Annotated in this window: 12 protein-coding genes; 2 read left to right on the plus strand and 10 right to left on the minus strand. The window is 68.3% G+C overall.

Annotated elements, in window-relative coordinates; translation table 11 throughout:
• The first annotated feature begins 79 nt into the window (after positions 1-79).
• Together IQ292_RS11160 and IQ292_RS11165 are read left to right on the plus strand one after the other, a co-directional pair.
• Complete coding sequence (locus tag IQ292_RS11160; protein ID WP_203310377.1) at positions 80-1171, plus strand: fatty acid desaturase family protein; 1092 nt, start codon at positions 80-82, stop codon at positions 1169-1171.
• Between the two features lie 83 nt (positions 1172-1254).
• Entirely contained in the window at positions 1255-1782 is a 528-nt protein-coding gene (locus tag IQ292_RS11165; RefSeq protein WP_203310378.1) for a hypothetical protein, read from the plus strand.
• Positions 1783-1789: 7 nt separating this feature from the next.
• Here IQ292_RS11165 and lptG read toward each other — a convergent pair whose 3' ends face one another.
• The 10 genes from lptG to obgE all read right to left on the minus strand — a co-directional run bounded on the left by lptG (position 1790) and on the right by obgE (position 12164).
• Positions 1790-2881, minus strand: a complete 1092-nt coding sequence (gene lptG, locus IQ292_RS11170; RefSeq protein ID WP_203310379.1) for an LPS export ABC transporter permease LptG — start codon at positions 2879-2881, stop codon at positions 1790-1792.
• Complete coding sequence (gene lptF / locus IQ292_RS11175; protein ID WP_203310380.1) at positions 2878-4071, minus strand: LPS export ABC transporter permease LptF; 1194 nt, start codon at positions 4069-4071, stop codon at positions 2878-2880. Before lptF ends, lptG begins: the two co-directional genes overlap by 4 nt.
• Positions 4072-4367: 296 nt before the next feature.
• Positions 4368-6254, minus strand: a complete 1887-nt coding sequence (locus IQ292_RS11180) for an ATP-binding protein (RefSeq protein ID WP_203310451.1) — start codon at positions 6252-6254, stop codon at positions 4368-4370.
• A 111-nt stretch (positions 6255-6365) separates the two neighbouring features.
• Positions 6366-7622, minus strand: coding sequence for a serine palmitoyltransferase (gene spt, locus IQ292_RS11185; RefSeq protein ID WP_203310381.1), 1257 nt, complete (start codon positions 7620-7622; stop codon positions 6366-6368).
• Positions 7619-7870 (minus strand): acyl carrier protein, encoded by a 252-nt coding sequence (locus tag IQ292_RS11190; RefSeq protein WP_203310382.1) that lies wholly within the window; start codon positions 7868-7870, stop codon positions 7619-7621. Before IQ292_RS11190 ends, spt begins: the two co-directional genes overlap by 4 nt.
• 43 nt (positions 7871-7913) lie before the next feature.
• Positions 7914-8858 carry an NAD-dependent epimerase/dehydratase family protein gene (locus IQ292_RS11195; RefSeq protein ID WP_203310383.1) on the minus strand — a complete coding sequence of 315 codons (945 nt, stop codon included), beginning with the start codon at positions 8856-8858 and terminating at the stop codon, positions 7914-7916.
• A complete protein-coding gene (gene proB, locus IQ292_RS11200; protein ID WP_203310384.1) occupies positions 8858-9961 on the minus strand; it encodes a glutamate 5-kinase in 1104 nt (367 codons plus the stop codon). Before proB ends, IQ292_RS11195 begins: the two co-directional genes overlap by 1 nt.
• Before the next feature lie 63 nt (positions 9962-10024).
• Entirely contained in the window at positions 10025-10480 is a 456-nt protein-coding gene (locus IQ292_RS11205; RefSeq protein WP_203310385.1) for a VapA/VapB family virulence-associated protein, read from the minus strand.
• Between the two features lie 311 nt (positions 10481-10791).
• Entirely contained in the window at positions 10792-10989 is a 198-nt protein-coding gene (locus tag IQ292_RS11210; RefSeq protein WP_203310386.1) for a hypothetical protein, read from the minus strand.
• A 128-nt stretch (positions 10990-11117) separates the two neighbouring features.
• Positions 11118-12164: a GTPase ObgE gene (gene obgE / locus IQ292_RS11215; protein ID WP_203310387.1), complete on the minus strand. Its 1047-nt coding sequence runs from the start codon at positions 12162-12164 to the stop codon at positions 11118-11120.
• Positions 12165-12200 lie beyond the last annotated feature (36 nt).

Genomic DNA, 12200 nt, shown 5'->3' on the forward strand with positions numbered 1-12200 from the left:
GAAAACTCGCCCGATCCGGTCCGTGCCACGCCTGTAAATGCCATGCTGTCGCCACTATCTGGGGGCAATGGACCGAGCCATGGACAGCAGCATCTCCCTTTCGCGCGGCACCGCCCCGACGGCGGCAGCGCGTGCGACGACGATCCGCATCGCCGACGACAAGACGATGCTGCGGACCGCGGCTGAATTGACGCGCGACCTGATCGCGCCGCGCCCGGCCATCTATTGGGCGGACATGGTGGCTTCTGCCGCGATCGGTTATGCCGCGCTGGCGGCGGCGGTGACCGTCGCGGGGACGGGCTGGGTCGTGCTGTTCGCGGTCGTGTCTGCGTTCGCCCTCTATCGCGCGCTCAGCTTCATCCACGAAGTCAGTCACATGAAGCACAGCGCCTTGCCGCGCTTCCGCGAGGGCTGGAATGCGCTGGTCGGCGTGCCGATGCTGACGCCCAGCTTCATGTACGAGGGGGTGCACAATCTCCACCATGCGCGCACGCGCTATGGCACCGTCGAGGATCCCGAATATCTGCCGCTCGCGCTGATGAAGCCCTGGACGCTGCCCGCGTTCGTGCTGATCTCCGCGCTCGCGCCGATCGGGCTTCTCATCCGCTACGCCATCCTGTCGCCTCTGTCGTTGCTGTCGCCGCGGCTGCGCACGATCGTCATGGAGCGCTATTCGGCGCTCGCGATCAACCCGCAATTCCGCCGGCGCGCGCCGGAGGGGGAGGCGCGTTTGCTCTGGAACCGGATCGAGACGGCGGCGAGCCTGTGGGCGATCACGATCGTCGTGCTGACCGCGACGGGCGTGTTTTCGCTGCGCGGCGTGCTGATCGCGCTGGCGGTCGGCTCGGGTGTCGCCGTGGTCAACCAGGTGCGCACGCTGGTCGCGCATCTGTGGGAGAATGACGGCGAGGCGATGAGCGTCACCGGCCAGTATCTCGATTCGGTCAACGTACCGCCGCCCGCGCTGCTGCCCGCGCTGTGGGCGCCGGTCGGCCTGCGCTACCATGCGCTGCACCACCTCATTCCCGCGCTGCCCTATCATTCCCTGGGCGAGGCGCACCGCCGCATCACCGCCGCGCTCGAGGAGGGCTCGCCCTATCACAAGGCGAGCTATGCGGGGCTGCCGGGGCTGGTGAACAAGATTTTCCGCAGCACGCTCGTCAGGCGATAGCCGCCGTGTTGATCCGCCTCTAAGCTGCACCCCCGTCGTCGGGGACAGGGATCGGGCAGAAGGGCAGGCGGATGGCGGGTGCGATGGCATGGATGGCTTTGGCGCTTCTGGCCCAGGCCGATGTGGCGCCCAGCGGCGCCGGCACGATCACCGTCGCGGTCTCCCCCGACAGCGGCCTTCCCGTGCCCGCCGCGGCGGCGCTGGCGGAGGGCGTGGGCGATGCCCTGACGGAGCGGCAGTTCCTGATCCTGCCCGGCCGCGACGTCGGCCGCTATACCGCGATCGTCACCCTCGAGCGCCACGAGCAGGGATCGGTGACCGCACCCGGGTCCGCGGTGGCCGCCACCAGCGGCGGTCTCGGCAACTGGGGGGCGAGCGCGCGGGTCACGCTGCCGACGCGTAAGCAGGGCGTGCATGCGCTGATCATGACCACGATGACGGTCAGCATCGTGTCGCGCAGCGACGGGCGCAGGCTATGGACCGGCAGCGCGCTGACCGCGCAGGTCGACGGCAGTGCGGCCGATGCGCCTGCCGCGCTCGGTCGGTCGCTGGGGCGGGCGCTGATGTCGCGCTATCCCGAACCCGTCGACGGCACCGTATCGGTGCCGTGAACGGCGGCTATTCCTCCGTCCGGATCAGCACCGCTTCGCCGATGAGGAGGAAGAGCAGGAAGGGTGCCCAGGCGGCCAGGAAGGGCGGATAGGCGCCGAGGTTGCCCATCGCGAGCGCGAAATTGTCGGCGACGAAATAGGCGAAGCCGAGCGCCATGCCGATCACCGCGCGGACGAACAACTGGCCCGAACGCGCGATGCCGAACGCCGCCACCGCGCCGAGCAACGGCATCAGCACCGCCGACAGCGGACCGGACAGTTTGTGCCAGAGCGTGCTTTCCAGCGACTTGGTCGGGCGGCCGGCGTCGCGCAAATCGCCGATCGCAGCGTCCAATGCGGTGAAGGAGAGCCCGTCCGGATTGACTTCGCCGAGCGTGAACTGATCCGGGCGAACGCCTGGCGCGACGACGGCATTCCCGATCGCCTGTTGCCGGGCGGTCGCGACGTCGAAGCGCAACGCGGGACCGATCTGCCAGCCATTGCCCACGAAACGGCCGCGCGGTGCGGTGGTTATCGCGACCAGGCTGCCGCCGACACGGTCATAGACCGTGATGCCGCCAAGCTGCACCGCCTTGCCCTTGCCGCGCACCTGGTCGACGGCGATCAGGTCGTCCCCGTCGCGCACCCAGACGTTCGACCGGTCGCCGCGGTCGATCGGCATCACGCCGTAATCCACCGCCTTCCACTGGTCGAGCGTCGCGGTGGCCCGGGTGACGACGCGTTCGTTGAACGTGAAGCTGACGACGGCGACGCCCAGGCTGGCGACCAGCAGGGGCGCGAGCACCTGATGCGCGGACAGGCCCGCCGCCTTCAACGCGATGATCTCGCTGTTCTGGTTCATCGTGAAGAAGGTGGCGATCGCGCCCAGCAGCACGGAGAAGGGCAGCAGGAAGGCGATGATCTGCGGCGCGCGCAGCGTCACGTAGGTCCAGACCTGGTCCTGCGTGTTGCCGGGATGGGCAAGGATCGCCCCCGACTCGCCGAGCAGGTCGAGCGTCTGCAGGATCAGGACCAGCGCCGCGAGCAATCCGAACGTCCGCGTCAGGAACAGCCGCGCCATGTACCAGGACACGACGCGAGAGGGGAACAGCGCGCTCATGCCACACCCTTCTTGCGGCCGCGGCCGGGAATGTAGCGGACAAGAAGCTTGCCGACCTTGCCGAACGCGCGCTCGATCGCGCCGATCGGCTGGCCCCCCGGTACATAGGCGATCGTATAGTACATCCAGAGGATGATCCCCGCGAAGACGCAGAAGGGCGCCCATAGTGCGATCAGCGGATCGATCCTCCCCAGTTCGCCGATCGACGCGGCATATTCGTTCACCTTATGATAGGCGACGATCATCACGATGGCGAGAAAGACGCCGACGCCCGACGTGGAGCGTTTCGGCGGCACGCCCAGTGCGATGGCCAGCAACGGCAGCAGGAACATCGTCGCCACCTCGACCAGGCGGAAATGGAATTCGCTGCGACTGCTGTCGCGCTGTTCCTCGCTGGCGGCACGATGGCCCAGCTTGGCAAGTTCGGGCAGCGTGAATTCCAGGTTGCGGCCGCCCCTCCGCCGGAAGCTTTCGTATTTGGGCAGCGGGATCGGCAGGTCGTGCGAGGTGAAGGTGAGCACGCGCGGCACCTTGAAGTCGGGGGCCTTGTGGATGAGCGTGCCGTTGGTCAGGCGGAAGATGATCGTGTTGGGATCATCGGTGGCGAGGAACTGGCCGCTCTGCGCCGTCACCGAATAGCTCGTGCCCTTGTTCTCGAAATGAACGAAAATCCCCTCGAGCTGCCGGCCGCGATCGTGGCTCTGCTCGATGCGCAGCGTCATCTGCTTGCCGAAATGGGTGAACTCGCCAACCTTGATCGACGCGCCCAGCGCGCCGGTGCGCAGCTCGAACCGCAATTGCTCGTAATAATAGCGGGCCTTGGGCTGGACGAAGCCGACGATCGCGATGTTCAGCACCGCCAGCACGATCGCGTACATATAGGGGACGCGCAGCAGCCGCGTATAGCTGACCCCGACGGCCCGCAGCACGTCGAGTTCCGAATTGGCGGCGAGGCGGCGGAACGCCAGCAGGATTCCGAGCAGCAGCCCGATCGGGATGCCGAGGCCGAGATATTCGGGCAGCAGGTTGGCGAGCATCCGCCAGACCACGCTGATCGGCCCACCCTGCGTCGCCACGAAATCGAACAGCCGACGGATACGGTCGAGCACCAGCAGCATGGCCGCGATGGTCAGGGTCGAGATCAGCGGCAACGCGATCAGCCGTGCCATGTAGCGGTCGATGGATGTCATACGATGAAGGCTGCTCGGCCGGAACGGGAAAGCGAGGCGTATAGGATGGCAGGGCGGCCGCGCCAGCTAAAAATACCGGCGCGGATCAACGGCCGGAGAGAAGGCATTGAGCTTCACCGGTCTGGGCCGAGGCGCGCACGCTGCCGCTTCGCCGGACGCCGCGTGGCGTCAGGGGCGGAGCGTCGTTCTCGCCGGCCGGTGCGGAGCAAGGAAACCGACGCGCCGGCGGGCCGCGAAGCCGGCCCTGCCTTTCGGCGCGGGACGTGCGATTCGCTGCCGGCGGATGGACCCGACGGCTATTCCGCCGCGATCTGGTGGGGCGGGGCGGGGCGCTCGCGTGCCATCGCCTGGGCGATCGCGCGCTCGAGACCGGCGAGGGTGAAGGGTTTGCGCAAGACGTGGTGATCGCCGAATTCGGCGGCATTCGCTTCGCCGGCGAAGCCGGTGACGAACAGAACGGCGACGTGCGGAATCGCGGGCGCGAGCGCGGCGATCAGTTCCGGCCCGGTCTGGCCAGGCATCAGCACGTCGGAGATGATCAGATCGATGTCGGGATTGGCGTCGAGCAGTGCCGCAGCCTTGCCGGGGCCGTCACAGGCGATGGAGCCATGGCCCAGTTCCTCGAGCGCGCCGATGGTGGCGTTGAGCACGCGCGGATCGTCCTCGACGACAAGGACCTGCAGCGGCGGCCGCTCGCCATGGTGCGGCGCGTCGGGGTCCGACGCGGACGTCGACTCGACCTGACCGGCGGTGTCGCGCGGCAGGTACATCGTCACGGTCGTCCCCGCGCCGACCACGCTGTCGATCGCCATCGCGCCGCCCGATTGCCGGACCAATCCAAAGATCTGGCTGAGGCCGAGGCCGGTGCCCTTGCCCGCTTCCTTGGTCGTGAAGAAGGGCTCGTAGACGCGATCGATGATCGCCGCCGGGATGCCACACCCCGTGTCGGTCACCGCGATCGAGACATGGTCGCCGGCGGTGCATTCGCCGACCTCCAGCGCCGCCAGCGTCCGCGCGCCGGTCTCGATCGTCAGCGTACCCCGGCCGTTCATCGCATCGCGTGCGTTGACGGCAAGATTGAGGATCGCGTTTTCGAGCTGGACCCGATCGGCGTGAACCCGCCAGCCGCGCGCCGCGTCCCGCGTCACCACCGTGACCGCGTCGCCCAGCGTGCGATCCAGCAATTCGGACATGCCGGCCACCAGCCCCGCGGCGTCGAGCGCCTCCGGCTTCAGCGACTCCTCGCGACTGAACGCCAGGAGGCGGCGGGTCAGCGCGGCCGCGCGGTTGGCGCCTTCCGACGCATTGTCGATATGGCGGGCGCAGGCGACGGCGTCGCTATCGACGTGACGCCGCGCGAGTTCGAGGCCGCCCAGGACGACCGCGAGCATGTTGTTGAAGTCGTGCGCGATGCCGCCGGTCAGCTGCCCCACGGCGTCCATCTTCTGCACCTGCCGCAGTTTCGCCTCCTGCACGCGCAGGTCGTCGGTGGCGCGCGCGACCGCATCGGCGAGATCGTTCGCGCGGGCCTGCGCCGCTTCCGCCTCGGCCCGTGCCACCGCGCGCTCGCCGATCGTGCGGATGATCAACCAGCCGAGCAGCAGCGCACCCAGCGCGATCAGGCCGCCGAACACTGCCAGCACGGCGGCATAGCCGTTGGCGCGCTGGACCGTGCGCATCGCCTCCGTCGTGCGGGCATCGAGCAACGTCCGTTCACCCGTGATCAGGCGGTCGAGCGTGCGATCGATATCGTCGAGGCTCGGTGACTGGCGTGCCTTGTAGAAGCGGGCGAGCGCCTGCGCGTTCTTCTTGTAGGTCGTGCTGAGCGCGATCAGCGACAATTCGCTGCCGCGCGCTTGATAGGCGTCGCGCAGGTGCGCGACGCGGCCCGCCTGGGTGCGGTTGGCGGCAACCAGATCGTCGAGCCGATCGAGCTGCGTCCCCGCCAGACGCCATTTGTCGTAATAGATCTGCCCCAGCTTCGAATCGCCGCTGATCACGTACCGGCTGAGCGCCGCCTCCGACTGGGCGATCGATCCGGCGAGCGTACGCGCGAGGATCATCACGTCATAGCTGTGCGCCTGCAGCCGCAGCGCGCGATCGCGTTGTCGATTCGCGTTGCCGAGCGTGATGACCAGCGCGACGAGCACGGCAGCACCCGCAAGCCCCATCACGACGAGCATGATGGTGCGCCAGGCGGCTTGGCCCCCCCGGGCCGCCGGTTCGGCCTCGTCCCGCGTCACGTCAGCGATGCTATCCTGTTCGTGTCGCGGTGAAAAGCGGGCGCAGGGCGTTTAGCCGATCGCGCCCACGGTCCGGCCCGCCGCCTCGAATTTCGCGAGCACGGTGTCGATCTGCGCGTCGCTATGCTCGGCGCACAGCGAGCAGCGGAGCAGGAACGTCCCGGCCGGTGTCGCGGGCGGCCGCGCCATGTTGACGTAGACGCCGGCCTCCAGCAGCCCCTGCCACATCGCGACCGCCTGATTCTGGTCGTCGAGGATCACAGCGACGATCGCGCTGTCGGGATTTTCCGTGCCGAGGCGGAAGCCCATCGCCTTCAGCCCGCCGTGCAGGCGGCGCGCGTTCGACCACAGCTGCGTGCGCTTGGCATGCGCGGTCATCAGCTTGCGGATCGACGCTTCCGCGGTCGCGACGACCGAAGGCGGCAGCGAAGCGGTAAAGATATAGGGCCGGCAGGCGAGGCGGATCGCCTCGAACTTCGGATGGTTCGAGACGCAGAACCCGCCGACCGTGCCGACCGACTTGGAGAAGGTGCCGACGACGAAGTCGACCTCGCCCTCCAGCCCCTGATCCTCGTAGACGCCGCGGCCGTTGGGGCCGAAGAAACCCATCGAATGGGCTTCGTCGCTGAGCACCATAGCGCCATGCTTCTTCGCGACGGCGACCATGTCCTTCAACGGCGCGATGTCGCCGAGCATCGAATAGACGCCCTCCAGCACGACGAGCTTGCCCGCGTCCTTCGGCAGGCGACCCAGCCGCTTGTCGAGATCGGCGACGTCGTTGTGGCGGAAGCGGACGATCTCCGCATAACCCTGCTTGCAGCCGTCGTAGATCGAGGCGTGGCTGTCCGCGTCGAGGATGACATAGTCGCCCTTGCCCGCCAGCGTCGAGATCATGCCGAGATTGGCCATGTAGCCGGTCGAGAAGACGATCGCGCCGGAAACGCCGTAGAAGTCACGCAGCGCCTGTTCCACGGCCATATGGTCGCGGAACGTGCCGTTGAGCATGCGGCTGCCGTTGGTGCCCGAGCCGAACTGGTCGAGCGCGGCATGGCCGGCGGCGAGCACGTCCGCGTCGAACGTCATGCCCATGTAATTGTACGTGCCGAGCAGGATCGTATCGCGACCCGCGATCACCGCCTCGGTCGGCGACTTCACCTGCTCCATGACGATCGCGAACGGGTCGGTGACGCCGGTGTCGATCAGCGCCTGACGCTCCGCGATCAGGCCGTCGAACTTGCTCATCAGGTCGCGGCCGCCCTCGGCGGCGAGCGGTGCCGGTGCCTCCGGCTGCAGGCCCGTCTCGGTCATGCGTCGCCGGCCTTCAGCTTGGCGACGGCGTCGGCGAGCTGCCCGACGGTCTCGATCTCCGCCTGCATGTTCATCGTGATGATGATGTCGAATTCGTCCTCGATCGCGGCGACGAAATCCATGACGGTCAGGCTGTCCCACTCCAGGTCGCCCTGGAAGGTCGTGGCCTCGGTCAGCGCGACGCCCTTCTTGTTGAAGGGTTCGATCTGGGCCTTGATCGTGTCGAGGATCTGGGTGCGGTCGGTCATGATGGCGATTCCGTTGGCAGGCAATTGCGGCAGGGTTGCGGCGCTATAGCAGCCGATTGGCGCGATACCACCGTGCGGTATCGGCAAGTCCGCGTGCGGTGGGCGTCGCCGCCGTCCACAGGTCCGACGGCGGACGCCGCGCCGGGTCGGCGGTCCAGTCGTCATGGCACAGATAGCCGACGCGATCCGCCGTCAGCTTCGCTTCCGTGCCGCGCAGGGCGCGGTCGAGCCTGGCGCCGAGGCGGAGCGCGGCGGCCGGCAGGTGAATCGGCAGCACGCGCCGCCCCACGGCGCGCCCGATCAGCCGCGCCATCTCGGCATGCGTCAGCACCTGGCCGTCGTCCGCCTCCAGCACGGCGCGCGGCCCGTCCGCCTCGGCAAGCGCGAGCAGCAGCCGCGCGAGATCGTCCACCGCGATCAACGACACCTTGCCCGGTGGCGGCAGCAACGCGAGCCCGTAGCGCGCGAGCCGGAACATGTCGCGCATCTCCATGTCGGCGGGGCCGTAGACGCCGGTCGGCCGCACGATCGTCCAGTCCAGCGGCGCCGCCTCGACCACCGCCTCGCTCTCGCGCTTGGACCAGCCATAGTCGGACAGGTGCGGCTCGCGCGCCGACAGCGACGAGACGTGGACGAAGCGGCGCACGCCCGCCGCCTGCGCCGCAGCGAGCATCGCGCGTGTTCCCTCGACATTGCCCGCGACGAAGCCCGCGCGGTTCGGTGCGTTCACCACGCCGGCGACGTGGATCACGGCATCCGCGCCGGCGACGAGCGACTCGAGCGCGGCGGGGCGATCGAGCGCGCCCTCTATCCAGGTGATGGTCTCACGCGGCGGCTGCGCCCGGCGGGTCAGCGCCCGGACGTGATGACCCGCCGCCGCCGCACGGTCCAGCAGCGCCTTTCCGACGAATCCGGTCGCGCCGGTGATCGCGAGCGTCAGCACGCGGAACGGATGCGACGGCGCGGACGAGGGATAGTCCCGATGCATCAGAGCAGCGCGAGATGATTGCGGTGGACGAGGGCGGCGCGCGGCGCATAGCCGAGAATGTCCGCCTGTTCCTCCGTGCGGCGGCCGAGCAGCCGCGCGGTCTCGGTCGCGTCATATTCCGCCAGCCCCCGTGCCAGCCGTCCGGCCGGCCCATCGATGGTCACCAGGTCGCCGCGCGCGAACTGCCCCTCCACCCGCGTCGCCCCCGCGGCCAGCAGACTGCCGCCGTGCAGCAGCGCCTCCGCGGCGCCAGCGTCGACATGGATGCTGCCGCGCGCGGTCAGCCCGCCAGCGAGCCACGCCTTGCGGGCGGAGGCGGACCGCTCGGCGACGAACAGCGTATGGCGAACATCGCCCCGCAACGGATGATCGATCCGCCCGGAGGCGATGGCGAGCGCGGCGCCCGCAGCCGTGGCGATCCGCGCGGCCTCGACCTTCGACACCATGCCGCCGGACCCCATGCCGGAGGCGGAGCCGGCGTCCGCCATGCCCGCGACCGCCTCGATCCGCTCGACGCGCGCTATGTGGCATGCGTTGGGGTGGGTATGCGGATTGGCGTCGTAGAGACCGTCGACGTCCGACAGCAAAACCACGCCGCTCGCACCCGCCGCCTGGGCGATCCGCGCGGCGAGACGGTCATTGTCGCCGAACCGGATCTCCTCCGTCGCGACGCTGTCATTCTCGTTGATGACGGGAACGACGCCGAGGCCCAGCAGCCGGCCCAGCGTCGCGGCAGCGTTGAGATAGCGCCGCCGGTCCTCGAGATCGCCGAGCGTCACGAGCATCTGTGCGGCCGTCAGCCCATGGGCGCCGAGCAGCTCGGCCCAAGTCTGGCTGAGCGCGATCTGGCCGGTGGCGGCGGCAGCCTGCGCGTCTTCGAGGCTGGCGCGACCGCCCTTCGCCAGGCCGAGCCGCCGCGCGCCGAGCGCGATCGCGCCCGACGAGACGATCGCTATCTGCTGCCCCGCCGCGATGCGCTCCGCGATATCCGCGACGAGCGTCGCCAGCCAGTCGCGCCGGACCGACCCGTCCGGCGCGACGAGCAGCGCCGAGCCGACCTTTACGACGATACGCTGGCAGACGAGGGGGGCGAAGAGGGACATCGCCTCGCTGTAGCGACCAGCGCGCGACAACTCCATTGCGATCGCGGATCGATCGTCAGCCGATCAGTGCCAGGATCCCGCACCGCCGCCGGGGGGGTGGATGACGGTCGAGATCGAGCCAGCCTGGAACGACCCCAAGGTGGCGCCATTGCGGTCTTGAAAGATGAAGGTCGTGTAGACCGGCGTGGCGATGAGCGTGAACGCCGTCGTGTTCGCATATAACGCGTCGATATTGTCGGTATAGACATCGCCGATCAGTGCGCCGCCGCCGGGCGTGGCAAGGCCCCATACGTCGCCTTTGAAGGTCTTGCCGTTGGTCACCGTACACTGGCACTTGGTCAGGATTACCGCCGATGCGATGCTGCCCCTGGCCGGATACCGGTTTGCGCCCGTCCCGCTAGCGGCGGCGTCGAGATGCGCGACCGCGCTGTCGATCGCTTCGGTGGGAATGCGTTCGCCAAGCAACTGCGGCAGTTCCTCGGCTGCCGTGGCAAGGGAGTCCTGCGAAGTATCAACCATGATGTTCGCCTCCTCCTTCGGGTCATCGTCATGACGATCCCGAGACGAAGCCGCCAGAATCCTCCTTCGAGCCGAAGCAGGGTCGTCTCCGATCCCGTGGCATTTTGACGGCGGCGGACGGCTGGCACGGCAATGGTTTGTACCGGTGTCTTTTCTCTATCGGTTAGCCGCTCCGATCCGGATGCATCTGGTCGCGGTGACACGCTTACCAGCCGGCGCTCCGACCGGGACGACCTGGAGAGGGCTTGAGCGGCATGGCAACCGTCGGCGCGTGAACCGGCTAGACGCCGTCTTGCGACGGTCGGTCCGCGCTATTGCATCGAGGCGTGGGTGCCAGTGACCGAAGAGGCGGCGAAACCGCGCGAGTCGCAATATTCGGACGCCTCGGTGATCAGCGCCACCAGGAGCGTTTCCTCGAGCATGACCGCGAGCGACAAGGCCTGGTCGAGATGAAGGCGGATGAGGCGACGGGCTTCCGTATCGATCACGCGCTTACTCTCCGGCCCCATTATGGGTAGCTCCCTACAGCATCACGATACGATCGTATCCAATCTCGATCAATAATTTCGTTGATAATCGACCGAAACCGTACCGATGGGCGACGTACGCCGCCCGACCGGCCGGAACTTCCCCTTTGTCAGACGGGCGACCATTCGACGGTGTCCTCCTCGCCATCGTCGCTGACCGGCGCCTCGGCCGCCGGGCCGATCGCGTCCAGCAACCGGTCGAGCACCCAGTCGACGCCCGTACCCGCGGCGCCCGACAGGGGGATCACCTCTGCGCCGCTCGCCTCGGTGAGTTCAGCGGACAGCGCCTCGATCAGTTCGTCGTCGAGCGTGTCGATCTTGTTGAGCGCGACGACATGCGGCTTGTCGACCAGCCCGGCGCCATAGGCCTCCAGCTCCTCGCGGACGACACGATAGCTCTCGGTCACGTCCGCGTCATTGGCGTCGACGAGATGGAGCAGCACGCGGCAACGTTCGATATGACCCAGGAACCGGTCGCCGATCCCCGCGCCATCGGCTGCGCCCTCGATCAGGCCGGGAATGTCGGCGACGACGAACTCGCGGTTGCGATGGCGCACGACGCCCAGCTGCGGACGCGTCGTCGTGAAGGCATAGGCGCCGACCTTCGCCTGTGCATTCGTCACCGCGTTGATGAAGGTGGACTTGCCCGCGTTGGGCAGGCCGACGAGCCCGGCATCGGCGAGCAGCTTCAGGCGCAGCCAGACCCACGCCTCCTGATGGGGCCAGCCGGTGCCGTGCTGGCGCGGAGCGCGGTTGGTCGACGTCTTGTAGCTGGCATTGCCGCGACCGCCGTCGCCGCCGCGCAGGAATACCTCGCGCTGACCGACCCTGGTGAAGTCGATCAGCACCTCCTCCTTGTCCTCCGAGAGGACCTGCGTGCCGACGGGAACCTTGATGATCAAGTCGTCGCCGCCGCCGCCCGTGCGGTTGCTGCCCGATCCACCGTGGCCCCGCGCCGCGCGGAAGTGCTGCGTGTAGCGGAAGTCGATCAGCGTGTTCAGCCCGGCGACCGCCTCGAAGACGATATCGCCCCCCTTGCCGCCGTTGCCGCCGTCCGGGCCGCCGTATTCGATGTATTTTTCGCGGCGGAAGCTGACGGCACCGGGGCCGCCCGCGCCGGAGCGAACGAAGATCTTGGCTTGGTCGAGGAAATGCATGATGGCTCTTTAGCGCGATGACGGCGAACGACCAGC

Origin of the sequence: Sphingomonas beigongshangi (assembly GCF_016820445.1) — a bacterium.
GTDB classification, from domain to species: Bacteria; Pseudomonadota; Alphaproteobacteria; order Sphingomonadales; family Sphingomonadaceae; genus Sphingomonas; species Sphingomonas beigongshangi.